At 38.3% G+C, this 26,443-nt stretch carries 24 protein-coding genes, 1 rRNA gene and 1 riboswitch; of the genes, 20 read left to right on the top strand and 5 right to left on the bottom strand.

Annotated elements, in window-relative coordinates; translation table 11 throughout:
• Nucleotides 1-64 precede the first annotated feature (64 nt).
• The 10 genes from CAO17_RS12245 (at nt 65) to CAO17_RS12200 (ending at nt 9,503) form a co-directional block, all read left to right on the top strand.
• Nucleotides 65-850 (top strand): enoyl-CoA hydratase/isomerase family protein, encoded by a 786-nt coding sequence (locus CAO17_RS12245; protein ID WP_085993028.1) that lies wholly within the window; start codon nt 65-67, stop codon nt 848-850.
• 50 nt (nt 851-900) lie between these two features.
• Nucleotides 901-2,571, top strand: a complete 1,671-nt coding sequence (locus CAO17_RS12240; protein WP_085993027.1) for a long-chain fatty acid--CoA ligase — start codon at nt 901-903, stop codon at nt 2,569-2,571.
• Between the two features lie 45 nt (nt 2,572-2,616).
• Nucleotides 2,617-3,480, top strand: a complete 864-nt coding sequence (locus tag CAO17_RS12235) for a branched-chain amino acid ABC transporter permease (RefSeq protein WP_085993026.1) — start codon at nt 2,617-2,619, stop codon at nt 3,478-3,480.
• The gene (locus tag CAO17_RS12230) at nt 3,480-4,472 is read left to right on the top strand and encodes a branched-chain amino acid ABC transporter permease (RefSeq protein ID WP_085993025.1); all 993 of its coding nucleotides are present in this window, start codon (nt 3,480-3,482) and stop codon (nt 4,470-4,472) included. Before CAO17_RS12235 ends, CAO17_RS12230 begins: the two co-directional genes overlap by 1 nt.
• 13 nt (nt 4,473-4,485) lie before the next feature.
• Nucleotides 4,486-5,250 (top strand): ABC transporter ATP-binding protein, encoded by a 765-nt coding sequence (locus CAO17_RS12225; RefSeq protein WP_085993024.1) that lies wholly within the window; start codon nt 4,486-4,488, stop codon nt 5,248-5,250.
• Nucleotides 5,243-5,950 carry an ABC transporter ATP-binding protein gene (locus tag CAO17_RS12220; protein ID WP_085993023.1) on the top strand — a complete coding sequence of 236 codons (708 nt, stop codon included), beginning with the start codon at nt 5,243-5,245 and terminating at the stop codon, nt 5,948-5,950. Before CAO17_RS12225 ends, CAO17_RS12220 begins: the two co-directional genes overlap by 8 nt.
• Nucleotides 5,951-6,032: 82 nt before the next feature.
• A complete protein-coding gene (locus CAO17_RS12215) occupies nt 6,033-7,226 on the top strand; it encodes an ABC transporter substrate-binding protein (protein ID WP_085993022.1) in 1,194 nt (397 codons plus the stop codon).
• Between the two features lie 125 nt (nt 7,227-7,351).
• A complete protein-coding gene (locus CAO17_RS12210) occupies nt 7,352-7,543 on the top strand; it encodes an SDR family NAD(P)-dependent oxidoreductase (RefSeq protein WP_218775562.1) in 192 nt (63 codons plus the stop codon).
• A gap of 135 nt (nt 7,544-7,678) precedes the next feature.
• Nucleotides 7,679-8,683, top strand: a complete 1,005-nt coding sequence (locus CAO17_RS12205) for an NADP-dependent oxidoreductase (RefSeq protein WP_085993020.1) — start codon at nt 7,679-7,681, stop codon at nt 8,681-8,683.
• A 319-nt stretch (nt 8,684-9,002) separates the two neighbouring features.
• The gene (locus CAO17_RS12200; RefSeq protein ID WP_342744229.1) at nt 9,003-9,503 is read left to right on the top strand and encodes an NAD(P)H-dependent flavin oxidoreductase; all 501 of its coding nucleotides are present in this window, start codon (nt 9,003-9,005) and stop codon (nt 9,501-9,503) included.
• 47 nt (nt 9,504-9,550) lie between these two features.
• On the opposite strand, the gene CAO17_RS12195 is transcribed toward CAO17_RS12200, so the two are convergent.
• The gene (locus CAO17_RS12195) at nt 9,551-10,537 is read right to left on the bottom strand and encodes a diaminopimelate dehydrogenase (protein WP_085993019.1); all 987 of its coding nucleotides are present in this window, start codon (nt 10,535-10,537) and stop codon (nt 9,551-9,553) included.
• Between the two features lie 276 nt (nt 10,538-10,813).
• A complete protein-coding gene (locus CAO17_RS12190; protein WP_085993018.1) occupies nt 10,814-11,752 on the bottom strand; it encodes a nucleoside hydrolase in 939 nt (312 codons plus the stop codon).
• 175 nt (nt 11,753-11,927) lie between these two features.
• Here CAO17_RS12190 and CAO17_RS12185 point away from each other — a divergent pair, with 175 nt between their 5' ends.
• Nucleotides 11,928-13,313 (top strand): hypothetical protein, encoded by a 1,386-nt coding sequence (locus tag CAO17_RS12185; protein WP_085993017.1) that lies wholly within the window; start codon nt 11,928-11,930, stop codon nt 13,311-13,313.
• 170 nt (nt 13,314-13,483) lie between these two features.
• A complete protein-coding gene (locus CAO17_RS12180; RefSeq protein ID WP_085993016.1) occupies nt 13,484-14,374 on the top strand; it encodes a sulfurtransferase in 891 nt (296 codons plus the stop codon).
• A gap of 247 nt (nt 14,375-14,621) precedes the next feature.
• On the opposite strand, the gene CAO17_RS12175 is transcribed toward CAO17_RS12180, so the two are convergent.
• The 3 genes from CAO17_RS12175 to CAO17_RS12165 form a co-directional block, all read right to left on the bottom strand.
• Entirely contained in the window at nt 14,622-15,113 is a 492-nt protein-coding gene (locus tag CAO17_RS12175; RefSeq protein WP_085993015.1) for a LysM peptidoglycan-binding domain-containing protein, read from the bottom strand.
• 357 nt (nt 15,114-15,470) lie between these two features.
• Complete coding sequence (locus CAO17_RS12170; protein ID WP_085993014.1) at nt 15,471-15,896, bottom strand: OsmC family protein; 426 nt, start codon at nt 15,894-15,896, stop codon at nt 15,471-15,473.
• Between the two features lie 66 nt (nt 15,897-15,962).
• Nucleotides 15,963-17,579, bottom strand: a complete 1,617-nt coding sequence (locus CAO17_RS12165) for a sodium:solute symporter family protein (protein WP_085993013.1) — start codon at nt 17,577-17,579, stop codon at nt 15,963-15,965.
• Nucleotides 17,580-17,731: 152 nt separating this feature from the next.
• Nucleotides 17,732-17,843, bottom strand: a riboswitch (SAM riboswitch).
• 425 nt (nt 17,844-18,268) lie between these two features.
• Between CAO17_RS12165 and fabF the strand changes: the two genes are divergently transcribed.
• From fabF to CAO17_RS22120, 8 genes are all read left to right on the top strand, one after another.
• Nucleotides 18,269-19,507 carry a beta-ketoacyl-ACP synthase II gene (fabF, locus tag CAO17_RS12160; RefSeq protein ID WP_085993012.1) on the top strand — a complete coding sequence of 413 codons (1,239 nt, stop codon included), beginning with the start codon at nt 18,269-18,271 and terminating at the stop codon, nt 19,505-19,507.
• A 12-nt stretch (nt 19,508-19,519) separates the two neighbouring features.
• On the top strand, nt 19,520-21,280 hold the full coding sequence (locus tag CAO17_RS12155) for a class I adenylate-forming enzyme family protein (protein WP_085993011.1): 1,761 nt from the start codon (nt 19,520-19,522) through the stop codon (nt 21,278-21,280).
• The gene (locus CAO17_RS12150; protein ID WP_085993010.1) at nt 21,277-21,747 is read left to right on the top strand and encodes an acyl-CoA thioesterase; all 471 of its coding nucleotides are present in this window, start codon (nt 21,277-21,279) and stop codon (nt 21,745-21,747) included. Before CAO17_RS12155 ends, CAO17_RS12150 begins: the two co-directional genes overlap by 4 nt.
• Nucleotides 21,748-21,911: 164 nt before the next feature.
• The gene (locus CAO17_RS12145; RefSeq protein ID WP_085993009.1) at nt 21,912-22,562 is read left to right on the top strand and encodes an SDR family oxidoreductase; all 651 of its coding nucleotides are present in this window, start codon (nt 21,912-21,914) and stop codon (nt 22,560-22,562) included.
• A 293-nt stretch (nt 22,563-22,855) separates the two neighbouring features.
• Nucleotides 22,856-23,296 (top strand): peptidase dimerization domain-containing protein, encoded by a 441-nt coding sequence (locus CAO17_RS12140; protein WP_143833754.1) that lies wholly within the window; start codon nt 22,856-22,858, stop codon nt 23,294-23,296.
• Between the two features lie 44 nt (nt 23,297-23,340).
• Entirely contained in the window at nt 23,341-23,601 is a 261-nt protein-coding gene (locus CAO17_RS12135; protein ID WP_085993007.1) for a M20/M25/M40 family metallo-hydrolase, read from the top strand.
• Between the two features lie 640 nt (nt 23,602-24,241).
• Nucleotides 24,242-25,808, top strand: a 16S ribosomal RNA gene (locus tag CAO17_RS12130).
• Between the two features lie 386 nt (nt 25,809-26,194).
• The coding region (locus CAO17_RS22120; RefSeq protein ID WP_425435856.1) for a hypothetical protein at nt 26,195-26,443 on the top strand (249 nt) is incomplete at its 3' end.

Below are 26,443 nucleotides of genomic sequence, written 5' to 3'. Positions count from 1 at the left end.
CAGAAGGGATATTATGAAACGCCCAATGTTGTAAGAAAAATTATGAATAAGAGGAGTGTAGCTTGTGAATTATATCGAAACGAAAGATTTATTAGTTGAAATAAAAGAAGGGGTATTGCACCTTACTTTGAACCGGCCAGATAGTCTGAATGCCTTTAGTGCTGAAATGATAACAGGATTAAAGGAAGCAATACAATTGGCAAAAACAGAAGCATCGATACATGTTGTAACAATTTCAGGTTCTGGTCGTGCTTTTAGTGCAGGTGGAGATGTGAAGAACATGGGGCAAAAAGATCCCTTAGGAACGTATGACCATATTGGGAATTTAAATGAATTAATCCTATCCATGAAAGAATTGGAAAAACCAATTATAGCTGCTGTTCATGGATATGCTGCCGGGGCAGGTTTTAATCTAGCATTGGCATGTGACATCATTTTATCAGCAGAAGAAAGTAAGTTCATTTTAAGCTTTTCGAAAGTAGGTTTAATTTCAGATGGAGGCGGTTTATATTTTCTTCCGAGATTAATCGGTCCATATCGCGCTAAAGAACTTTTATTTAATGCAGAACCTATTACAGCGAGTGAGGCATATTCATTGGGTATTGTTAACCATATATATTCGTTGGCTGAGTTTCCGGAAGAGGTAAATGAATATGCTTTGAAATTAGCTCGTGGTCCTTCTAAAGCATATGGATTTATTAAAAAGTTAGCAGATAAATCTCTCCATTCCACTTTGGAAGAAATACTTGAACTAGAAAGGATAACGCAAGCAACTGTAGCTACAACGGCGGATCATCGTGAGGGGGTCTTAGCTTTTAAAGAAAAGCGAACGCCTAATTTTGGAAAGTGAAAATTCAACACCAAAAGTCAAAAGATGACAAGGATATGGGAGAGATGTAAATGTTAAAACTTCATTTCGAACACTGGCCAAGGCTTTCAAAGTCATTAACTATACCTAAAACATCACTTTATAACAATTTAGAAGTCAGTGCCAAACGATACCCTAATCATCCCGCCATTTATTATTACGGACAAGAAATGACTTATAATGAATTAAAAAATGAAGTAGATGCACTTGCTGGCTTTTTACAACAAAAACTAGGAGTTCAGCAGGGGGAAAATGTTCTGTTACTTATACAAAATTCTCCACAGTTTATTATTGGGTACTATGCTATTTTAAGAGCAAATGCAGTTGTAGTTCCAATTAACCCAATGTTAAAAACCAATGAATTGGAATTTTATATAAAAGATTGCGAAATAAAAAATGCGATTATCGGTCAGGAATTGTACGATAATGTTAACCCATTGTTTGAAACAACATCACTAACAAATCTAGTGATTGCTGCCTACTCCGACTATATCGATGATTTAAAACAGGAGCTTCCAATAAACGTAAAACTTCTGAGAAAAATGTATACACATGCGAATCATTATCTGTGGATGGACTGCGTTGAATCTGATTATGCCCCTCATGCACATACACAAAATCCGGATGATCTTATTGTTCTTCCGTATACATCAGGAACAACGGGACTACCAAAGGGTTGTATGCATACCAATAGAACCGTTCAAGCAAATACATTTGGAGCATTATACTGGACGAGAGGAACAGCAAGTAACGTTCATCTAGCAACTTTACCCTTTTATCACGTGACGGGAATGGTGCATAGTATGCATATGCCATTATTAAGCGGTAGCACAATAGTTATTATGACGAGATGGAATAGGGAAACAGCTTTAAAGCTTATAGAAAGCAGGAACTGTACGAATTGGGTTGCAATAAGTACGATGGTCGTTGATTTCTTAGAAAATTCTAACCTTGATTCTAAAAAGCTTTCGTCTTTAATTTCCATCTCGGGTGGGGGTGCTGCACTTCCTGAAGCAGTAGGAGAACAACTCTATCAACTTACTGGTTTAAAATTCATAGAAGGTTATGGGCTTTCCGAAACAATTGCTCAAACACATACTAATCCATCAGATCGTCCTAAAATGCAGTGCTTAGGTATTCCTTCATTTGATGTAGATTCTCGAATCATTAATCCTTTAACAAATAAAGAATTGGGTGTTGGAGAAGTAGGAGAAATTATTGTTAGTGGGCCACAAGTGATGATAGGTTATTATAATCGAAAAGATGAAAATGAAAACGCTTTTATTAAATTGGAAGGAAAGCGCTTTTTCAGGACAGGAGACATTGGAAGATTTGATGAAGAAGGCTACTTTTTTATTGTTGATCGCCTCAAGCGAATGATTAATGCATCAGGGTATAAGGTTTGGCCGTCGGAGGTGGAGTCTTATCTATATAAGCATCCTGCTGTGCAACAAGCTTGTGTTGTGGGCATACCTGATGTGAAAAGGGGAGAAGACGTCAAAGCATTTATCATTCTTAATGAAGCATATGAGGGGAAAATAACGGAGGAGGAAATGATTGAGTGGTCCAATAGGAATTTGGCTGCATACAAATATCCTCGCCATATTGAATTTAGAAAAACGTTACCTACAACATCTAGTGGGAAAATATTGTGGCGAAGACTGCAAGAGGACGAATGGAAAAAGTCAAGAACTATAGAGTAATAGAGTAAAAATAGAATGAATTTCTACTGGAAAGGTGGACAATTAATGGAGGTACTTTTACAGCAACTATTTAACGGTTTAACTGTAGGAAGTGTATATAGTTTAGTTGCCTTAGGATTAACTCTTGTATATGGAATTTTACACATTCCTAATTTTGCACATGGTGCTATCTATATGATTGGTGGATATATAACTTTGACGATGATGGTATATGCTGGGTTTAATTATTGGGTAGCTATTGTTGTTTCTATTATCGTCGTTGGTGGTCTCAGTGTGTTGATGGAAAGATTAATATTTCATCCGCTCAGAAATACGATATCAATTAATAGTATGATTGCTGCAATTGGAATGCTTCTTTTTTTAGAAGCATTTGCGCAATTAGTATGGGGGGCGGATTACCGTCAAATGCCAACACCTTATAGCCAAGTAGTCAATCTATTTGGTATTACCTTTACGGTACAAAGGCTTCTAATTATTGTTGCTGCAATAGCTGTAATGGCATTGCTTTATTTATTCCTAAAGAAAACGTTAATTGGAAGAACAATTATTGCTATGAGTCAGAATCGGGAAGGTGCATTTTTAGTTGGAATTAATGCCAATAAAGTAGCCATGTTAACCTTTCTTCTTGCAGGGGCTATGGCCGCTATAGCTGCCTCCTTAACTTCACCTATCAACCTCGTTTTTCCAGGTATGGGGCATTTAGTAATTCTAAAAGCCTTTGTTATCATTATTATTGGTGGAATGGGAAGTATACCTGGAGCTATTCTAGGTGGTTATATTCTTGGTTTTAGTGAAAGTATAGCGGCAACTTATATTTCTGGTGATTATAAAGATATTATTGCCTTTGTTCTACTCATTATTATTTTATCGATTAGACCAAATGGCATATTTGCAAAGGAGGAGCATTAATGGTAACCAAATTTAAGCAGCGGTATGTTGTTATTCTGTTGATTTTGTTGGCAATACTCTTTCCGTTAATTACACAAAATGGATACTATATTCATGTTATGACTTTAGCTTTTATTTGGATCATTGCAGTTTATGGCCTAAATTTGTTAGCAGGATATACGGGTTACTTGTCACTTGCTCACGCTGGATTTTTTGCAATTGGTGCATATGCATTGGGGTTACTAACTGTAAAAGCAGAGGTGGGTTTCTGGCTTGCTTTTATACTAGCGCCAATTATTACAACTATTATTGGTTTTTTTATCGGTTTAATTTCCCTTAGAACAAAAGAACACTTTTTCGCAATTTATACACTGTGTGTTGGATATGTCATCTATTTAGTTATAGATAAATGGGACAGCTTAACAGAAGGTGTACGGGGTCTTATGGGGATTCCTGCTCCAGCAAATATTGGACCGATTTCATTTACTAGTCCGTTATCACAATATTACCTTGTTTTAGCGATATTACTAATAGTTATTTTTGTCATTTATCGTATCGTGCACTCTTTGGTTGGTAGAACATTTATCGCCATTCGGAACAGTGAACCCTTGGCACAGTCGTTAGGTATCTCAACAATGAAAAATAAATTGATATCTTTTGTTCTATCTACATTTTTTGCAGGTTTAGCAGGTGCGCTATATGCTAGTTTCATTCGATTTCTGGGACCAGAGATTGGTTCAACAAACATTACCTTCGATTTGTTAATGTATTTAATCGTTGGTGGTATTGGTACAATTTCAGGACCAATTGTTGGAACAATACTCATTGTATGGCTTTCTCAAAACCTCCAATTCTTGCAAGATTATCGAATGTTAATTTTTGGACCATTACTTGTACTGTTAATTATCTTTGCACCAAGAGGATTGGTCGGATTGTTTAATGATTGGAGAATGAAGCTTAGGGAAAGGAAAGGGGTTAACACGCGCTATTCAGAAATGAAAAAAGGGGCATAGGAGGAAAATAAAGATGTATTTAGAAATAAAACAGTTATCCAAACAATTTGGAGGATTACATGCCGTTAATAACGTTGATTTCTCTATTGAAAAAGGAAAAATAAATGCAATTATTGGACCAAATGGTGCAGGAAAATCAACTTTTTTCAATTTAATAAGTGGTGTACACAAGCCGACTTCTGGGAAAGTGATTTTTAAAGGAAAGGATATTTCTAATCTAGCAGCAAATGAGATTGCTGAATTAGGAGTTGCACGGACTTTTCAAACGACAAATTTGTTTGAAAGATCAACCATATTTGATAATGTCGTTGTTGGTCATCGTTTAAGAACAAGATCTAATCTTTTTGATGCGATATTTCGAACAAAGCGTTTAAAGCAAGAAGAAGAAAAGTCGAAAGAAATAGCACTAGAGGTTTTAGATTTTGTAGGCTTATCAAATTATGCTGATCGGTTAGTTGCTAATATTTCTCAAGAGGAGAAAAAGAGAGTTGCATTTGCGCTTGCATTAGCTACAGATCCAGAGATTGTCTTTCTTGACGAACCAACCGCTGGGGTTAATCCAGATGAAACAGAAAAACTTTCTTATTTAATAGAGAAGATGACACAAGGGGGGATTACTGTTTGTTTAATTGAACATAAGATGAAAATGATTATGAATTTAGCAGATAAAATTATGGTATTAAACTATGGAGAAAAAATTGCTGAAGGTATCCCTGAAGAAATTAATAAAAATGAACAAGTAATAAAAGCGTATTTAGGAGGGAGTGCCAGTGCTTGAGCTAAGGGATATTACAGTTAAGTATGGAAATTATGCAGCTGTGCATCAAGTCAATATCGAAGTGACTCAAGGTGAAATCGTGGTGTTGTTGGGCGCTAATGGAGCGGGAAAAAGTACGACATTTCGAACAATTAGTGGGTTAAGCAAACCTGCTTCTGGAAAAATATTATTTCAAGGTAAATCTATCGGAGGAAAATCACCTGATAAGATTGTTCAATCCGGAATTGTCCAATGTGCAGAGGACAGAAAATTGTTTTCACAAATGTCTGTTAAAGATAACTTGATAATGGGTGCTTATGTTCATAGAAAAAACAAAAAACAATTTAAACAGACATTAAAAGAAGTCTATGAATTATTTCCGATTCTCCATGATAAAAGTGATTTTTCAGCAGGTTCTTTAAGTGGTGGGCAACAGCAGATGCTAGCAATAGGAAGAGCGTTAATGGCTAAACCGAAATTAATGTTACTTGACGAGCCATCTATTGGTTTAGCCCCATTAATTGTCGAACAGATGTTTGAAAGTATTCAAGAAATTAACAACGAAGGAACAACCATTCTTTTAGCAGAGCAAAACGCAAATGCAGCATTAAGTATTGCAGATAAAGGGTATGTTTTTGAAAACGGAAAAGTAGTTGTAAAAGGATCTTCAGAGGAATTATTTTCTAATAAAGAAGTTCGTAAAGCGTATATCGGTGCCTAACCAATAAAATTTAAAAGACGTTAGTATCAAAATAGTAGTAGGAATTTTGTAAATAATCAATATATAAAACGGAGGGAATCATATGAGAAAAAGAAAGTTACTGTTTTTAATAAGTTTTATTGTCATGTTATTTACCTTATCAGCCTGTATTGATGGGAGTGGTACGGAAACATCTAATGAAAGTACAGGTTCTGTCGATGGAGAGAACGTTGTAAACATCGGGTATAGTGGGCCATTAAGTGGAGCTGCAGCCTATTATGGAGAAAACACACTAAATGGTTTACAAATGGCAGTTGAAGAAATTAATGAAGAAGGTTTTGAAGTAAACGGCGAGACATATAAATTAAATCTAGTTTCTCTTGATGATCAATATTTACCAAATGAAACAGCTGCAAATGCAAGAAGATTAGTTCAGGAAAATGAGACGCCAATTATCTTCACACCGCATAGTGGGGGGGTTTATGCCCTTCAAGTGTTTAATGAAAAGGAAAATTTTATTATTGGAGCCTATTCAAGTGAACCAGCAATTACAGAAAAGGGAAATTCACTAACCGTAAGAATACCACCAAGCTATCATGGTTATTTAGAACCGTTCACTGATTATACAATGGAGCGATTTGGACCGAAATTGGCAGCTATTCCACCAGTAACACAATATGGCCAAGACTGGGCAGAAGCATTAATCCCATATTGGGAAGAACAGGGGGGAGAAGTTGTGCATGAATCGTCCGTTGACTTTGCGAAGGATACAGATTTCTTTACCCTATTAACTAATGCAATAGATGAAGATCCAGATGTACTATTCATAGGCGGACCTTCTGAGCCAACAGCAAGTATAGCTACACAGGCAAGGGAATTAGGTTTTGAAGGTGGATTTATTATTATGGATCAAGCAAAACTGGATGAAATGAAGAATATAACTGAAACATACGAATTATTAGAAGGGTCAATTGGTACAATGCCATTAATTAATGCGGATTACCCTGGAGTACCAGAGTTTGTTGAAAAATATCGAGCTAAATATGATAAAGATCCAGGTTCAGAAGCAGGATTTCACTATGTTTCTATGTACATTTTTGTTGAAGCGATGAAAGCAGCAGGTAATGTGGATGACGCAGAAGTTATCTATGAACATATTCAAGACGGTTTAGATGCTTTACCAGAAGATAAAAAGGTATATGTCATTCCTGGTATTGATGAAAATGGTGGTTTTGAGATACTTACTCGTGTTGGTGCGGTTGAAGATGGAGAAATTGTTCCGATTGATTTAGAATAGTTTGGTTAGATAAAAGAAAAGCATTTTACGTTTCATACATACCATACAATTCTTATCTATGGTATTTAAAAGTCAATTACAACAATGGTTTGCGTGTTTACCTTAGTATACTTGTCTGTTTTAGGTTGCCAAAAGTTGAGTATTATTTATTAGGATACCAACAAGTGAAAGCAGCAGTTATGCATTTGACAAAGGATCTGGCTATGAAGTGGGCAAGGCATATTATTTATGTTAAAGCGATTGCTCTTGGTATGTTTAAAACAAAAATGACGAAGGGTATGTTGGAACAGAGAGAAGATTTAAAACTATTCCACTAGGGAGCATTGGTGATGAAAATATGCTGAAAGGGGCTACAATCTATTGTGCAACGAGTGTAAGTGAATTTGTAACTGGTACAGTGTTGAGTGTGGATGGAGGCAGTACTTTATAAATAGTTAAGGGGTGATTTTAAAATGGAAAAGGTCAATCGCAGTATCCTTTTAGTAAGAAGACCTAAGGGAATGCCAAAAGCAGAGGATTTTAAGTTAGTTACCAATTCCATACCCACAATTAAAGAAGGAGAGCTGTTAATTCGGTCTATTTATTTGTCTGTTGACCCTTATATGCGGGGAAGGATGCGAGGAATTAAAACATATGTAGATCCTTTCCAATTAAATGAAGTGTTGACTGGGGGAATAGTTGGTGAAGTCATTGAATCTAAGAATTTATCATATAAAGAGGGAGAAATAGTAGAAGGGCGTCTTGGATGGTCCGACTATTCTGTTTCAAATGGAGATAATATTAGAAAAGTTGACCCTAATTTAGCACCGATATCAACGGCACTAGGAATAGTAGGAATGCCGGGATTAACTGCCTATTTTGGGTTACTTGATATTGGTAAACCAAAAGCTGAAGAGACAGTAGTGGTCTCTGGGGCATCTGGGGCAGTAGGAATGACTGTGGGTCAAATTGCGAAAATAAAAGGATGTCGAGTAATCGGAATTGCAGGTTCTGAGGAAAAAGTAAACTATTTGAAAAATGAACTCGGGTTTGACGAAACAATCAATTATAAAACCGAAAATGTGTTAAAGTCTCTCAAAAGTGCCTGTCCAAATGGGGTAGACATATATTTTGATAATGTAGGAGGAGAAATTTCAGATGCGGTGATGAGGTTAATAAACTTTTATTCTAGGATTGTTTTATGTGGTCAGATTTCTTCCTATAACATGGAAAAATCCGTAGAGAGTCCACGAGTACAAAGTCAGTTAATTCAACGTAGTGCCTTAATGAAAGGATTTATTGTTAGAGATTACGCGGATCACTTTGAAGAAGGATATACACAGCTAGGTAACTGGGTAAAAAATGGATCTCTAAAGTATCGTGAAAGCATTGTAGCTGGATTGGAAAATGCTCCTAAAGCTTTTATTGGGTTATTTGAAGGTGAAAATATAGGAAAGCAGTTGGTGAGGATATCATAATTATTACCAAATTAAATTTGAGCTTATAAGGCAATTAAAACACGGCTTATATAGAAAATGAGCGGTTCATGAAGGGAATTCAAAGAAAAACCACAATGAAACGTGTTGCACTTCCTCATGAAATTGCCAATGTGATGGCCTTCCTAGTATCTTTGGAAGCATATTTATAAATGGATCTGACTTATTAGCTTAAACGCTATGTAGAAGAACTTAAATTAGTCGAAAAATACCAGCTACCAGTCGTTATTACATCATTAGGAGATCCAAGCTCAGTTGCAGAAATTGTGCATAAATATGATGGGGGGCTTTCTCCGATGTCATTAACATTAAATTTGCCAAGAAAGCGATTGAAAAGGGAGCTGATGGGTTAGTCCTAGTTGCAAGTGGTGCTGGTGACCATGGTGGTATATATAACCCCATTACCTTTGTTCATGAGGTTAGGGAGTTTTTTGATGGTCCGATTGCATTGTTTGGTGGAATGTCAAAAGGAGAGGATATTCTTTTAACGGAAATTCTTGGGGCAGATTTTGCTTATATTGGTACCCGTTTTATCTCAACGCTGGGGAGTGGAGCGAAAGATGCATACAAAAATATGATAGTTGACTCCTCTATTAAAGATATTATATACACCGATGCATTTAGTGGTATTAATGCAAATTATCTGGTTCCAAGCATAGTTAACGCTGGTTTAGATCCGGATAAACTGAAGAAGAAGAAGGAGAAGATTGATTTCTCAAAAATGAGTGATCCAGAAATGAAGGCTCGGAAAGATGTTTGGTGGGGCAGGACAGGGAGTTGGAGGAAAAATCAATTTAGATGATAAAAACAACTCCCTTTATTAAGAGGGAGTTGTTCCTGTTTTATTTCTTATAAATAATTTTTTCTAAGCTCTTCAGCTGATCGTGGTGAAATATAACCTGGTGCCACATCATAAACCGTTTTAGCGCCAAATTGCTTTTCATTACTTAAACGATAAGCGGCTCTGGCATATGCGACTAATACACTTGCAGTAAATTCTGGATTACTGTCTAACTTAAGGGAGAATTCGTAAATTTGCTTATTATCCTCTCCTGTATTTCCACCTCGAATGACAAATCCGCCGTGTGGAGCTTTAGAGTGGTCACGTGCTAATTCCTCTTCTGAAATGAAATGCACTTCCGTTTCATAGTCCGCGAAGTAATTAGGCATTGTTTTTATTTCATTTTCTATTGCGGCTTTATCTGCTCCATCTTCAGCAACAATATAGCAAACGCGACGGTGTTTTTCTGAAGTAGCTAATTCCGGATTTTCACCACTACGAACTCTTTCAATTGCCGGTTCAGATGGAATAGTGTATTGAACTCCGTTTTTAACACCGTTTACTCTCCTTACTGCATCAGAGTGTCCTTGACTGAGCCCTTTACCCCAGAATGTATAGTTTTCTCCATTAGGTAAAATTGCTTCAGCCATTACACGGTTAATAGAAAATAGGCCTGGATCCCAGCCTACAGAGATAATGGCTGTTTTATCATGCTTTGCTGCAACTTCATGTACAGATTGATAAAATTCGGGAATTTTTGCGTGAGTATCATAACTATCTACCGTATTGAACATGCTTGCAAAGTGCGGAGTTTGTTCTGGTAAGTCCGTAGCAGAACCTCCACATAGTAACATGACATCAATATCATTTTGATACTCACTCGCATTTGAAATATGTACAGCCTTTACATTAGGCTCATCTAGATTTAATGAATCTGGATCTCTTCTCGTGAAAATAGCAACTAATTCCATGTCTGGAGTTTGATTAATAGCTTTTACTGCACCTTTTCCAAGATTACCGTATCCAATGATTCCAAGTTTAATTTTATTGCTCATATACATTGCTCCTTTTAATAGTCTCTGTAGCAAGATACAGAGTTGTTGTTTCCCATTATAAAGCAAATAGAAACATTTGAAAATATTTGATTGTTGGAACTCTCGAAATTGAAGGGGAATGCGTTTATAAGATTGAAGAAAAAGCCAAAACGGAGAGGGAAGCCCATCTAATTAATGGAAAGCCTAAGCAGGACCGAAATCTCTAATTGGGGCAGAATATTTATATGGATACAATGCCCCAATTCTTTTTTTGAGCGTTACCGGAACCGTCCTTAGTTAGCCGTGTTTTGCTAAATTCGTTATATAATCAAAAAATGCATCGCGATGAACTTCATATACTAGATTTACAGGACGTCCTTCTTTAGATATTTCTGTTTTTCCCTGACTTGGGCCATGGGCATGAACAACGCATTTTACTTCTCTTTTCTTAACTAAATCGTCTCTACCAATCGTTGCAGTAGTTAGAACATCCCATAGAAAATAGGTGGAATTTGTTTGGAAATGTACTAGTGGCGGTACCATGGCATAGCATTGGCCAAGAAAATCAATTCCTATATCTGTTCGTTCGGCAGCCCAACGATTTCGTACATCCATCGTTAATGGAACCATATTAGTACTTTCGAGTGCAACTAAATCAATTGGTATGTTACTGTCCCATACCTTTTTGACAGCTTCCGGGTCCCAGAAAGCATTCCATTCAGCTGTTCCATCATGTTCAGGTTCTTCTACATTTCCTTTTTCTAAAAGGGTTCCACCCATCCATGTTAACTTTTCAATTTTGTCTTCAATGTCTGGTGCTTCTTTCAATGCCCTTGCGAGATCAGTCAATGGTCCAACAAATACTAAAGAGACTTTAGAGTCGCTTCGCCTTAGTGCTTGAATCATGTCTTGGTGAGCTGGTAAATTGGATTCTTTTGTTTTTACTGGAAGGTGTTCATTTAATATTGGTAATGCATCGACATAGAAGGCATGCATACGCCAGTCTTTGGGAAAGGGATTTTTCCCACGTGACGTGGAGTTAGCTACTACTAATTGTTTTCCATTACCAAAGCGGTCAATGATTTTTCGACTAGCTGAAACAGCAGGTTCTAAATAACAATCCGCTGGAATAACACCTGTCCCAATTAATTCAACATCCTCCATTTGTAATAGCAAAAATAAGGAAACTAAGTCATCAACCCCACCATCGTGATTTAAATATACCTTTTTAGTCATTGCATTAATCTCCTTTTAAATAACTTCATTTCATCATATATAATCAATGGGCAGGTGGTCAAGTAAACCTCAAATTATACGCTAATCAATAAAATTAGTGAAGTGTCAGGTGCCGATAAAGTATGGTAAAATAATTAAAAATAGATCGTTTGCTTTTAGAGGGGAGTCCGAATATTTGGATTTATATAATAAAGTTTCTAAGTTAACGAAAAAAGAATTAATAGAATTAGTCATGGATTTAGTTGAAGGGGATGAGGATGTTCAGAAGAAGGTGGAGTTTAAAATAATCACACCTAATGACGAAGTGAAAGCCAGTAAACAACTCATTCGAAAATATATAAATGAGAATAAAAGACGAGGATTTATCTCTTGGAGAAATGTACATGCTGCACTTCAAGGTGCAGAGATGGTACTTGATAAAGGCAGGAATAAGCTAAACAACGGGGAAGAAGAAACAGCAATCCGTTTCGGAATAACGGTGCTTTCGATGGTTATCGATATGCTTCAGTATACGGACGATTCTAGTGGAGAAATTGGTTATATTGTAAATGAAAGTATTACTCTACTTAAGGATGCATCATCCATGGTGCTTTTATCCACCAACCACCGTGTACAGGGGAATATGTTCCAGCTTATTTTGAAGGAAGCGATGAATAAGCGATATGATGGCTGGAATGATACGCGTTATGACTTGTTAGATGTATGTACGACCTATTCAGCTCGTTCTACAGCTAGAAAGCAACTAGAGGAAACGCTGGATAAGCTTTTAAGTCAAATTTCTACTAATTCTTCCTGGGCATCAGATAATGATCAGCAATCTATTAAGGAGCTGCAGCTAAAGATCTTAGAGCGGAACGGCGAATCAGAGAAAGCAGAACAGCTTATCCGGGAAAATCTTGATTTTGATAAGTTCCGTGAAATGGCAATAAAAAAGGAAATGGCCAATGAAAACTATGCGGCAGCTTTAACGATATGTGAAGAGGGAGAAAAAAATGATAGTAATTATCCAGGCTTAATGAAGAAGTGGAAACAATATCAATTACAAGTATATGAAGCAATGGAAGATATTGATAAACAAAAGGAAGTCTTACTTGAGTTTGTTTATGACAATGAATACGAAGCATATGGTAAATTGAAAGACTTATATTCTACTGAAGAATGGAAAGTAGTAATAGAAGAGATATTCCATGTATTTGAGGAGAAATCCGGATACCTGCCGCATGTATATGAGTACATCGCAAAAGCAGAGAACAGGGGCGATAAAATCCTTAAATATTGTGAACAATCACCATCTACCATTCTAGAACTATATCCGTACTTATTGGAAGATTATAAGGACAAAGTAGTTGAAATGTTTACCAATTATATCAGATGGGAAGCGGAGCATGCATCAGAACGAAAGGAATATCGTAACGTATGTCAGAAATTAGAATTGTATCGAAAAGCATGTGGTCAAACAAAATTTCTTGAGATGGTTAAAGAATTTATGCAAACCTATCATCGTAAGCCTGCATTTATCAATGAATTGGATAAGATAGAATTAAAGGGAAGTTCTGTTTAACAGTAAATAAAGTTTTTATATGCAGTTCACTTCATATATTGAATGGAACTGCTTTTTTTTGGCTCTAAATCGGGGCAGGCATCCTAATGGATATGTAAATGTCTTTATGTTACATTTAAATCAAAGTAAATAGATGGGTTTTATATATTTATTGAAAGAGGAGGAAAATAATGAGTACTGTCCCATATATTGTAACGACAGACTGGCTTGCTAAGAGGTTGAATGATTCTAATCTAAGATTACTAGATGCAACTACCTTTTTAGAACATAATGGTGGAGATGGTTATTATAATCTTTGGTCTGGAAAAGAGGCTTATGAAAAGGAACATATTCCTGGAGCTGTTTTTGCTGATTTATATGAAGAACTTTCTGAACCTGAATCGGAATTTGCCTTTACCCACCCTTCTCGTGAAAGGTTTGTAGAGAAAATTAGTGAACTTGGTGTTAGTGAGGGTACCTATGTCGTAGTTTATGATCGAGGAGCACAAGTGAATTCCCCCGTTATTGCATCTGACTGGGCATCACGTCTTGCTTGGCAACTACGTTATGAAGGATTTGAAGATGTTGCAGTTCTTGATGGAGGATTACCGAAGTGGAAAGAAGAAGGGCGCCCAGTAACAATGGAGCCTGGTTCTTATCCAAAGGGGAATTTCATCGGTAAAAGAAACCCTGACTTATTTGTAACAAAAGATGATGTGTTACACGCTATTAATGATGAGAATGTGATTATAATAGATAGTTTATCGGAAAGTAACTATAAAGGTGAAACGAATACGTATGGGAGACCAGGTCATATTCCTGGAAGTCTTAATGTTTTCTTTGGAGCACACTCGGATTCGAAAACACATGAACTCTATGAAGATGAAAAACTAGGAGAAACATTTGGAAAAGTAGGGGCACTTGATCCAAATAAAAAGGTGATTACCTATTGTGGAAGTGCCATAGCAGCTACTTGGAATGCACTAATTTTAAATAAACTTGGACAAAAGAATGTGGCAGTATATGATGGATCTTTGACAGAATGGGCGAAAAACCCATCATTGCCACTTGAAACTAAGTAAAAAAAGCGTAGGAGAGGGATGGGATATCCCACTTCTACGTTTTTTTAAAATTCTAGGTATCACATACAGAAACGATACTATTCTATTCTATTCAAGGAAGTGGTTTTCTGACGAGGAGCCTGAAGCCTTGCTTGTGTAAGGCGACTACCGGAGTGGAAAGCAACACGTACATCCATCGAGTAGGGGAACATTCATTTTTTCTGACGGAAGCAATAAGCTTTTAGAAAACAGTTTTCATTTAACACCTTCAGTAAGGAATTATTATGGAATAGGCTGGCCATAACGTGTTAATGGAGAAACCTGGACGGTCGCTGTTTGCTTTTACGATGTCATCTACTGTAACTCGAAAACGCTTTGCTATGTTTCCAAGGGTGTCATTGGGTTCTAGGTTATAAATGAAACTGGGAATTTGTAGTGGCTGGCCAACGTGAATGAAATGCGGATTTTGTAGGTGGTTTATTCCGGAAATGACAGCCGTATTGGTAGAAAAGCGTTCTGCAATGTCGGATAATCTATCATATTTTGCAACGATATAATATGTGAACGGGTTAGCATTTCCGATAACGGGGACGACTAACACCTGCCCGGGATGGATGAGAAAAGGATCGGTAACTGGGGGAAATAATTGATTACCTTGAGCTATTTCATGTATGTCACTTGAAAACCTCGAGGCGATAGAATAGACTGTTTCCCCTGGCTGAACGGTGTAGATTACATGTGTTTCAGTAACAATACCCATACGTATCAACTCCAAATGAGAAGAATCTTCTCCTTTATCCTATGCAAGGACTGGGTTGTTGCATCATTCTTAAGGGCTAGTTAGGTTGTCCTTTTTTTATCCAATAAATATATGGACTTAGACTCCTTTTAATTAAACTATATTAATAATGAAACTTACTATAAAGGAAACGTAGAATAACTACGTAAATGAAAATGAACAAAAATTATACAACTCCGGAATGCATGGAGGATAAAAAATATTAAAGGACGAAGAAACGTGTGGAGAACCTTAAAGCATGGGTTATTTCAAACTATAAAGTAAAAAAACTCAACACTCTCAAAGGGAAAATGTTGAGTTTTTAAACCGTTAAAGGAATTAAATAGGTTCCTTTCCATGAACTCCATTAATGGAATAGGTCGATGTGATTGGTACATTTAATGAATGCGCTACGGAGCAGTATTTTTCATTGGTTAGTTTAATAGCGCGTATCACTTTATCTTCTGGTAGTTCACCTTCAAACTCAAAATGTAGTTGAATGATTGTAAATTCTTTTGGTGGTTTTGCCTCACGTTTGCCTTCTACTTCTAGATGAAAAGAAGTAGGCTCTAAACGCATCTTTTGTAAGATAGATATGACGTGGATACCGGTACAGCCAGCAACAGCATTTAATAACAGCTCCATCGGTCTCACTCCAGCATTTTGTCCGCCGATTTCTTCTGCCCCATCCATTTTAATTTCATGGCCAGAGGTGGTATCTCCCGAAAAGGCAACTTTACCATTCCATGTAATGTTCGCTTTCATTGATATTCATCCTTTCTTCATAGTAATAAAATAGGAAGGAAAGAGCGAATGTCCTTCCAAAAGTTATTATTCATTTGCTACTTTCTTTTCTAGAGAAGGCTGACTTTCTAGAATTGGTTTACAGAATTGTATGGTTGCAATGAAGAAACACATAATTGCTGCAAATCCAAACAATCCGGTTAAACCATTTCGGTAAAGGTCATCAAAGAATATGATATTGATTACCGTTAATACGACTGCAAGGGCAAAACCAATATGACCGAAACGAGTATTTTTTTGAATGACCCAATTGGCATTTTTATCCAATAATGTAACCGCGATAATGGTAATCACATTTACGGAACTTCCTATCCAAACAGGATGAATATTTGCAAAAAATTGATCTGGTTGCCATCCGCCTAAATGATACCATAGTAATCCACTACTAAATCCAGTAAATAACGATGCGACAACGGCATTTTTCGTAACAACAGGCCAGAATAGGGCTGCAATCACAGGTGCGAATGTTGCACTATTCCTCATGGTCCATGCGAGTACATTCCACCATGCTGATTGTTCGGTACGAAGCATTCCAAAACCAATCATTAATACAGTAAGTAGAAGCAATGATATTTTCGTATATTTAATGAGCTGCGCTTCTTTAGCCTGTGGATGAATAGCCCGTGCCGTATCACGTCCAAGACTAGTTGCTCCAGAGAATTGACATGGTGCTCCCCATCCTAGCGCACAGGCCCATACTCCTAAGAAAAATATACCAACTAACGGAGCGGGTAAAACTTCCATTAAATACTCAGGAATGGCGATTAATCCAGTTTGTGCATTTGGAACAGCAATAGCAGCACTAATTCCAAACAATACACCACAAACTATAAACGGGATAGCCATGCCCCCAGCTAGAATCATTCCTTTCTGACCTTCTTCAGGTGATTTAGCTGAAAGTGCCATTTGAAATGCTGCCTGAGCAAGAATAACATTCACCAAGAAGGTACCAAACCAAGCCACGATTACTTGCAACCCAACACTGTCCCAGTCAAACATCGCTGGTGCAGCACTGGCGTATGTACGTAAGCCATCAATACCTGGATGGATGAAAAAAGCAATCAGTCCAACGATAAACATGGCGATAAATAGGAAAAAGTTTATGGTCTGTGTAAAGGCAATGGACCACATTCCGCCGCCTTGTAAATAAACGAATAATAGAATGGCAGTGATGGCAACAGATAGTGTCAATGATATGCCGGTAAAGACATGGATGGCAGAAGCAAAGGCAATTGCCGTTGCAACAGACCACATAGGAAATGCGAAGGCGGTAATTGCACCTGACAGACCAAGTGCAGTACGACCAAATTTTTCTCCTATTAAACCAGATATGGTGACAAGCATCTTTTTACGGAATGGTCGAATGATTAAAAAGGCAATAATAAAAATTTGAACCATTTCAGCCACACCGTACCAAATAGCTGAGATACCTGATAAATAGGACAGTTCTAGAATCGAGATATAGGTGGAACCTGAGAAAAGCCCTGTGATACAGAAGGCGACAATCCACTTATTAAAATTTCTTCCCGCTACAAAATAGCTTCCTTTCTTTGTAATTTTACGTTTTGCTAATTGCCCTGCAATGATTAGTGCGACTGTATACCCAACAGCAAGGACTAAAATCCATATTCCATATTCGCTCATGATCATTCATCCTCCAATTTCGTTGATGTTTAATAAAACTAATAGCTAACTTGGAATTTTTAAAGAAATTCTCTTTTCGAAAGTTGGAAGGGAAAATAAAAAACCCCCTTCCTAAGAAGAGGGCATATGTATAAGACGTTATACGAATCCCCTTCTTATCTTTCAAACAGAAATAGCTGTTTGATGGATTTGGCACAGTACTCGAATAAGAGTCCGCTGCCGAGGCTTCTAAGGGCCATTCCCCTCCACCTCTCTTAATAAGAAGTTACGTGTTTGATTGAATATTAATTTACAATATTTGTGGGGATTCGTCAATAAGAAAGTTTTGATATTTGTAAGTTATTTTCCCGATTAGTCGAAATAACAAAATATTTTATATTATGGTAAGATAAAATAATACAAGAGAGGATTTTATATTTATAAAAAATAGAAAGCTATTTTAATAGGCTATTTTCTAAATGATTGTTGCTGATTGCATTAATTTAAATAGGATGTGGAATAAAACATCGCTACGGTAGTGAAGCATCATCGTGGAAGGTTAGGACTTAACTATAGTGTTTCATTCAGTAGATAAACAATAGAGATATTTTCTCTGCTAGTATTATGGTTCTAACCCTGAATTTTTACTAATCAGTAGATAAAATAATACAAAAATAGCTTTTTTATAAATTTTGAAAGGAAGTATGCGCTTGAAACGAAGGGTTGTTGTAACAGGAACAGGGGTCGTTTCACCACTTGGAAACGATGTGGAAACACTGTGGAATAACATAAAAAAAGGAAAATCGGGCATTAAGCGGCTTGAATCTGAAAAATATAAGGACATCAATACACAAATTGCTGGGTTTATTGAGGATTTTCCGGGGGAGAAGTACCTCGATGCCAAGGAAATCAAAAGGTATGATTTGTTTACACAATATGGTTATGCTGCAGCGGTTCAAGCGTTGAATCAGTCGAAATTGGATTTAGATGCTGTAGATAAAGACCGCGTTGGGGTTTATATCGGTTCTGGGGCTGGGGGATTACAAACGTTATTTAGTAATCACGAAACATTACTGGAAAAAGGAGCAAAAAGGGTGTCACCTTTTTCTATCCCGATGTCGATAAATAATATGGCTTCAGGATTAGTTGCGATAAAGACTGGGTTTACAGGACCTAGTTTTTCTCCTGTATCTGCATGTGCAACAAGCAATCATGCAATTGGAGAAGCTTACTTTAATATCGCTCATGGATATTCAGATGCGATATTAGCTGGTGGAGCGGAGGCTACGATTACTCCTCTTTATTTTGCTGGTTTTTCAAAGATGCGTGCAATGTCAACGAAAAACGAGGAGCCTGAAAAAGCATCACGTCCATTTGATTTGGAGCGGGATGGATTTGTCATGTCAGAAGGAGCAGGAGTTTTATTTTTAGAAGAATATGAACATGCGAAAAAGCGTGGTGCTCCTATACTTGGTGAAATTATTGGTTATGGAAACACAACGGATGCCTATCACATCACCGCTCCGGATTATCAAGGGGCAGCCAAAGCTATGAGGCTAGCAATGGAACGAGCTCGAGTAGAGCCAAAAGACGTAGATTATATTAATGCCCATGGGACAAGTACTCCAGCGGGGGATATTTCTGAGACAAAAGCAGTTAAAGAAGTTTTCGGTGATGATGCCAAACACGTTAAACTTAGCTCCACTAAATCCATGACTGGTCATATGTTTGGTGCGGCAGGGGCAATGGAGGCCATTATCACACTAAATAGTATGGCAGAGAATATTTTTCCACCAACCATTAATTTGGTAAATCCTGATCCGGAATGTGATCTGGATTATGTTGCAAATCAAGCGGTTGAAGGTACTATCAATATCGCTTTATCCAATGGCTTTGGATTTGGCGGTCATAATGCTGTTATTGCTTTTAAAAAAGTTTTAGATAGTTAAGGAGGACAAAAAATGACTACAACTACGAATCAAACCATTCTAAAACAAAGCGTTTCAGAAAGGAGAAAAGCATTGGAAAATCGATTTCCAGTGTGGCCAAGGGATACCATTGCTAAACACTTTTCAAAGGCATGTAATCAATATAAGGACAGACCGTATATCTATATAAATGATGAAGAATTTACTTATGGGGAAATTTGGGAAAGAGCTGTTCAATATGCTAAAGCATTTATCGAACTTGGAGTAAAACGGAGGGATCATATTGCAGTTTTAATGAATAATGATTCCACGTATCCATCATTAATGATTGCTTCTTCCATCGTTGGAGCTGTTTTTATTCCGATTAATGCAATGCTTCAAAAAGATGAGTTAGCTTACATCATTTCCCAATCCGATACACAGTTTTTGCTTTTACAACAAACTTCTAAAGATAGACGTCATAGTGAAGCGATTTCGGGGTTACTAGACGAATCGGATTTTCAACAAAATAGCAAATTAAAGCAGGTTATTTGTCTAACTAATGAGGACAAAGATGTAGTAGATGACCGTTTTCTAGTTTGGGATGATTTTCTGAAGGGAGCGGACTCCGTTTCAGATGAGGAATTGGATGAAAGATGGAGTGAGTCCCGTTACCCAGATGAAGTTGCTATTATTATGTATACATCCGGTTCAACAGGAAGTCCCAAAGGGGTCATGCTCACCGATGACATGCTACTTCGATGTGCATACAGTACCTGTTTAAGTCGGGCAATCGAGGATGGACGAGTGACATTTGCCCCATTACCGTTCTATCACTGTTTTGCTATTCTTGAAGCTATTCTTGCAATGTCCTTTGTTGGAGGCTCCTTTATATCAGCGGTTGGGGCATCTCCACTTGCTTCTTTACAATTGATGGAGAAATATAAAGCAAATGATTATCTTTGTGTTCCTTCCACCTTGGTTCCATTATTGAATCATCCAAGGGTTTCGGAATTTGATTTATCCAATCTTTTTGCTATGTGGTGTGGAGCAGCGCCGGCCCCAATCCCTGTATGGCAAAAGGCGATGGATGTGCTAGGTATGATGGAGATTATTACAGGTTACGGACAAACGGAAGTGGCATCATCAGGGGTTACAACCGAAATTGGTGATCCATTAGAACGTATTTCCACTCGAGTTGGCCGTCCGAAACTTGCTGGTTCTAGTGGACATCCCGAATTTAATGGTTGCAATGTTCAATATAAAACCGTCGATCCGGACACCTTAGAAGATTTGCCAGCAGGTGCTATCGGTGAACTTGCAGTAAGAGGAAATACGGTTACCCATGGTTATTATAAAAAACCAGAAGAAACAGCAATGGTCATTGATAAAGACGGTTGGCTACGAACTGGTGATGTTGGAAGAATCGATGAAAATGGATATATCCAGCTTCTTGGGAGAAGTAAAGAAATGTATAAAGTATCAGGGGAATTGGTATCCCCACGTGAAGTAGAAATTGTTATTTCTGAGCATCCCGCTGTTAATCAAGTAAATGTTATTGGTGTACCCGATTCTTTAACAACGGAAATAGGTGCTGCCTTTATCGAACTTAAACAAGGTGAAACTTGTACACGAAGAGACATCATTGACTGGTGTTCTTCTCAACTTGCTCGTTTTAAAATGCCTCGTCATGTTTGGTTTGTCGATGCGTCTGAATGGCCAATGACAAGTACAGGAAAAGTACAGAAGTTCCGCTTAAAAGATATAGCAGAAAAAAAACTTTCTAAGAAAAATGATGAAGGGGGGATAAAATGACGGAGGCTTGGCATCAACACAATATGCGTGTCCAGTATAAGGATACGGATCGAATGGGTGTTGTCCATCATGGGAATTATATAACTTGGTTTGAAGTTGGCCGTACCGAATGGATGCGTCATTATGGAATGTCCTATCATAAAATGGAAGATGTAGGACTTTTACTTCCTGTATTGGATGTGAACATTCATTATAAAAAATCTGCCCATTTTGATGATTGTGTCGCTATTTTTACTAAAGTGGCTAACTATTCACCGGTTCGTATGGAATTTTATTATGAAGCAAGGAAAATAACGGAAGAAAAATTCGAACGTGGGATAAAAGAAGGAGCAGAATTGATTGAACCTTTTGGAGAATTACTCGCTGGAGGAACCACGAAGCATATGTGGGTGAATCGAGAATGGAAACCGGTACGAATGAATAAAATGGCGCCGGATATTTATAGTATTTTAGAGGCTAAACTCTAATTAGTGCAGGGACGGTTCTTATGACGCATTATTTATGTTATGAGAACCGTCCTTCCTATTAAAACGGAAATCTAGACATCAAGCATTGCATTCGTTTACGATAAAGATGTTAGATTTAACATTAATCTGTAAGGGGATAATTTTACTTAGAAAGGGTGGATAAGGTGAAAGTTCTTGTAGTAGGAGCAAATGGTCAAATTGGAAAACATCTAGTTTCCTTTATTCAGGATAGTGATAGCTTGGAAGCAAAGGCAATGATTCGTAACGAAGAACAAGCTTCCTATTTTGAAAATTTAGGAGCTGAAACTGTAGTGGTAGATTTGGAAAGTGATATTGATGCCATAGCAAAAGCTGCTGAGGGAGTGGATGCCATTGTATTTACAGCAGGTTCTGGGCCACATACGGGGAAAGATAAAACTATCATGGTGGACTTAGATGGCGCTGTAAAAACAGTTGAAGCCGCAAAAGTTTCCGGTGTGAAGCGATTTATTATGATTAGTTCGTTTGATACTACACGTGAAGCAATTCAAGAAGCTTCTTCGGCCTTTGCACCATATGTTGCGGCAAAGCATTATGCAGATGAATGGTTGAGGGACACGGATTTGGATTATACTATTATCCATCCAGGGGTGTTAACGAATAATGAAGGAATTGGCCAAGTAGAGGCAGCAACCCAAGTGGAAAGAAATGAGGTACCAAGAGAAGATGTGGCAAGCGTTATCCTTGCCTGTTTAGAAAATGAGAATACGATTGGTAAGGAATTTCAGGTCGTAACTGGAAAGACACCTATTAAAGAAGCAATCGATTCACTTTAATAATTAGAAAAAGTTAGTTTAATAGAGGGCAATTTACCAGTGCTGGTAAATTGTCTTTATTTTTGCAGCGGAGGCAGTTACGATTAATTATGGGCCATAATAGGATATAGTTTAGTAGAGATAGTTTAGACGAGAGGAAGAATAAAAATGAAAGAGCGAGTTATAGATTATATAAACAATAGTAGAGAAGAGATGTTAGCTTTATGGGAAAACTAGTTTAGGTAGAAAGTGGATAAGACCATAAGACGGGAATAGATTTATTAATAAATGAAGTAGACAGTATCCCACTTAAAGTGATTATTCTTGGCGACGAGGAAAGTGCTCATGTTGATTCGGATGCGAAATCGATGCTACTAGAGGAATCAAAGAACGGATTATATGCTTTCAATCCTGAAACTGGTAATCTAGAAAACCATTTATCTATAGGACGAGCTGGTGATTCTGTATATGAATTAGAGGTGCAAGGAGTTGCTAGTCATACCGGTATTGATTGGAAAAGTGGCCGCAATGCGATTATTGAACTAGCTAAAAAGATGATTGAAATTGATGCTGCCTCTAACGTTGAAGAAGGCTATACATATAATGATAATGTCACGATTGTTGAAGGTGGCACTGCCGTCAATACTTGCCCTGACTATGCAAAGGCTTCTATTAGAACAAGGTGTCAAACAAAAAGCTCAACAGGAGATGATGCATCAAACCTTAGAGGAAATTGCTGCAAAAAACTTTATTGAAGGAACAAAAACTACATTAACTTATAAAGGTGGTTTTGGACCCAATGGAGGTGACGGAGGGAAACAAACAGCTGTTTGATAAGATTAAAGAGACTGTTCGCGAACTTAATATGGATTTGCCCGATGAAGTTATTAGTCAGGGTAGTTCAGATTCGGCATACACTACATTGGCTGGTGTACCAACTGTTTGTTCCTTAGGTCCAGTCGGGGGTGGAAACCATACCCCATATGAATTTGCTGTTGTTGAGTCATTGTTTGAACGTTGTAAGCTTTTAGCTGTGACTGTTTTGATTTATAATCCTTAAAATAAGTAGGGATAAGATAAGAGGGATTGCCAATTTGTACGAACCTAGTGTCCTATTTGGAACATTAGGTTTTTTCTTAATAATAATGGTACCGTAATTTGAATTCAGCATAAACCTCATTTTATTGGCACATTATTTAAATGGCTTATATTCATTCCCGAACGGTGACTCTAATTGATTATTATGGATGTGGTTCATTCAAGGATGTTTTCGACTGGTTATCATGTATAGGGAAGCTGGATAAGTTTGCTAGTGAATTAACTATTTACATTTTTTTATCAAGGTGATATTATATTCCTTGTCGTTAAAAATAACTCGGTGTTATTTGGGGTTAAGCGACATTTATTAACAAAACATCTTAAATAGTTGTTGACACTAGCAACTAAAAATTATATAATGTAATTCCGTCGCAAAAAAGTACTTTGAATATATAAAAATAATTATTGACAAAGACATTGTGATGTGATAAACTATTTAAGCAACTTTTAATAAATGACTAGTAAGTTTGCTCTTTGAAAACTGAACAAAACAACCAGTATGTTAAGATATTAAAAGGAACTCGTTTTTCTTTTAACTATAGAAGGTAACACTTCTAAAAGCTAAGAATATCAAATTGATTGGTGTTAATTTGATACAAACTTTTTTGGAGAGTTTGATCTTGGCTCAGGACGAACGCTGGCGGCGTGCCTAATACATGCAAGTCGAGCGCGGGAAGCTAACTGATCCCCCTTCGGGGGGTGACGTTAGTGGAACGAGCGGCGGACGGGTGAGTAACACGTGGGCAACCTGCCTGTAAGATTGGGATAACTTGCGGAAACGTGAGCTAATACCGGATAATACTTTTCATCGCATGATGGAGAGTTTGAAAGACGGCTTCGGCTGTCACTTACAGATGGGCCCGCGGCGCATTAGTTAGTTGGTGAGGTAAAGGCTCACCAAGGCGACGATGCGTAGCCGACCTGAGAGGGTGATCGGCCACACTGGGACTGAGACACGGCCCAGACTCCTACGGGAGGCAGCAGTAGGGAATCTTCCGCAATGGACGAAAGTCTGACGGAGCAACGCCGCGTGAGTGAAGAAGGTTTTCGGATCGTAAAACTCTGTTGTTAGGGAAGAACAAGTATGATAGTAACTGATCATACCTTGACGGTACCTAACCAGAAAGCCACGGCTAACTACGTGCCAGCAGCCGCGGTAATACGTAGGTGGCAAGCGTTGTCCGGATTTATTGGGCGTAAAGCGCTCGCAGGCGGTCTTTTAAGTCTGATGTGAAATCTTGCGGCTTAACCGTGAGCGGTCATTGGAAACTGGAGGACTTGAGTACAGAAGAGGAGAGTGGAATTCCACGTGTAGCGGTGAAATGCGTAGAGATGTGGAGGAACACCAGTGGCGAAGGCGACTCTCTGGTCTGTAACTGACGCTGAGGAGCGAAAGCGTGGGTAGCGAACAGGATTAGATACCCTGGTAGTCCACGCCGTAAACGATGAGTGCTAGGTGTTAGAGGGTTTCCGCCCTTTAGTGCTGAAGTTAACGCATTAAGCACTCCGCCTGGGGAGTACGGCCGCAAGGCTGAAACTCAAAAGAATTGACGGGGACCCGCACAAGCGGTGGAGCATGTGGTTTAATTCGAAGCAACGCGAAGAACCTTACCAGGTCTTGACATCCTCTGACACTCCTAGAGATAGGATTTTCCCTTCGGGGACAGAGTGACAGGTGGTGCATGGTTGTCGTCAGCTCGTGTCGTGAGATGTTGGGTTAAGTCCCGCAACGAGCGCAACCCTTGATCTTAGTTGCCAGCATTCAGTTGGGCACTCTAAGGTGACTGCCGGTGACAAACCGGAGGAAGGTGGGGATGACGTCAAATCATCATGCCCCTTATGACCTGGGCTACACACGTGCTACAATGGATGGTACAAAGGGAAGCGAAACCGTGAGGTCAAGCAAATCCCATAAAACCATTCTCAGTTCGGATTGTAGGCTGCAACTCGCCTACATGAAGCCGGAATCGCTAGTAATCGCGGATCAGCATGCCGCGGTGAATACGTTCCCGGGTCTTGTACACACCGCCCGTCACACCACGAGAGTTGGTAACACCCGAAGTCGGTGAGGTAACCTTTTGGAGCCAGCCGCCGAAGGTGGGACCAATGATTGGGGTGAAGTCGTAACAAGGTAGCCGTATCGGAAGGTGCGGCTGGATCACCTCCTTTCTAAGGAAATGAAAAGCGTAAGCGACTGATTGCAGGAGCTGAAGCTAAATTATTACGGAACACCTTTCACAAGGTGAATATAAGGCATAATGAATTGTTTGGTTCAGTTTTGAGGGATTAATTCCTTCATTAATATATGTACCTTGAAAACTAGATAAGAATGACAAGACATCAATCAAAAGGCTGAAGCGACTGATTATAGGAGCTGAAGCTAGATTATTTTTAGTAAAGCAAGGCTATTAATTTAGCACGCTTATTCATTGTAAATTAGTTAAGTGAATAAGGGCGCACGGTGGATGCCTTGGCACTAGGAGCTGATGAAGGACGGGACTAACACCGATATGCTTCGGGGAGCTGTAAGTAAGCTTTGATCCGGAGATTTCCGAATGGGGAAACCCACTGTTCGTAATGGAACAGGACTTGTGTCTGAATACATAGGGCACAAGAGGCATACCTGGGGAACTGAAACATCTCAGTACCCAGAGGAAGAGAAAGCAAATGCGATTTCCCAAGTAGCGGCGAGCGAAACGGAAACAGCCCAAACCAGAGAGCTTGCTCTCTGGGGTTGTAGGACACTCCACATGGAGTTACAAAGGAATTCTTTAGACGAATCCATCTGGAAAGATGAGCCAAAG

The organism is Oceanobacillus senegalensis (genome assembly GCF_900176885.1).
Taxonomy (GTDB): domain Bacteria; phylum Bacillota; class Bacilli; order Bacillales; family Amphibacillaceae; genus Oceanobacillus; species Oceanobacillus senegalensis.
Note: the sequence above shows the minus strand (reverse complement) of the source record. Positions and strands in the feature narration are given on the sequence as shown.

Excerpts from the sequence above, each read along its gene's own strand:
- CAO17_RS12155 (WP_085993011.1), top strand. The coding sequence starts at position 19,520 with ATGACTACAACTACGAATCAAACCATTCTAAAACAAAGCGTTTCAGAA.
- CAO17_RS12225 (WP_085993024.1), top strand. The coding sequence starts at position 4,486 with ATGTATTTAGAAATAAAACAGTTATCCAAACAATTTGGAGGATTACAT.
- CAO17_RS12195 (WP_085993019.1), bottom strand. The coding sequence starts at position 10,537 with ATGAGCAATAAAATTAAACTTGGAATCATTGGATACGGTAATCTTGGA.
- CAO17_RS12190 (WP_085993018.1), bottom strand. The coding sequence starts at position 11,752 with ATGACTAAAAAGGTATATTTAAATCACGATGGTGGGGTTGATGACTTA.
- CAO17_RS12175 (WP_085993015.1), bottom strand. The coding sequence starts at position 15,113 with ATGGGTATTGTTACTGAAACACATGTAATCTACACCGTTCAGCCAGGG.
- CAO17_RS12215 (WP_085993022.1), top strand. The coding sequence starts at position 6,033 with ATGAGAAAAAGAAAGTTACTGTTTTTAATAAGTTTTATTGTCATGTTA.
- CAO17_RS12235 (WP_085993026.1), top strand. The coding sequence starts at position 2,617 with ATGGAGGTACTTTTACAGCAACTATTTAACGGTTTAACTGTAGGAAGT.
- CAO17_RS12240 (WP_085993027.1), top strand. The coding sequence starts at position 901 with ATGTTAAAACTTCATTTCGAACACTGGCCAAGGCTTTCAAAGTCATTA.
- CAO17_RS12135 (WP_085993007.1), top strand. The coding sequence starts at position 23,341 with ATGGAGGTGACGGAGGGAAACAAACAGCTGTTTGATAAGATTAAAGAG.
- CAO17_RS12180 (WP_085993016.1), top strand. The coding sequence starts at position 13,484 with ATGAGTACTGTCCCATATATTGTAACGACAGACTGGCTTGCTAAGAGG.
- CAO17_RS12170 (WP_085993014.1), bottom strand. The coding sequence starts at position 15,896 with ATGAAAGCGAACATTACATGGAATGGTAAAGTTGCCTTTTCGGGAGAT.
- CAO17_RS12205 (WP_085993020.1), top strand. The coding sequence starts at position 7,679 with ATGGAAAAGGTCAATCGCAGTATCCTTTTAGTAAGAAGACCTAAGGGA.
- CAO17_RS12150 (WP_085993010.1), top strand. The coding sequence starts at position 21,277 with ATGACGGAGGCTTGGCATCAACACAATATGCGTGTCCAGTATAAGGAT.
- CAO17_RS12230 (WP_085993025.1), top strand. The coding sequence starts at position 3,480 with ATGGTAACCAAATTTAAGCAGCGGTATGTTGTTATTCTGTTGATTTTG.
- CAO17_RS12165 (WP_085993013.1), bottom strand. The coding sequence starts at position 17,579 with ATGAGCGAATATGGAATATGGATTTTAGTCCTTGCTGTTGGGTATACA.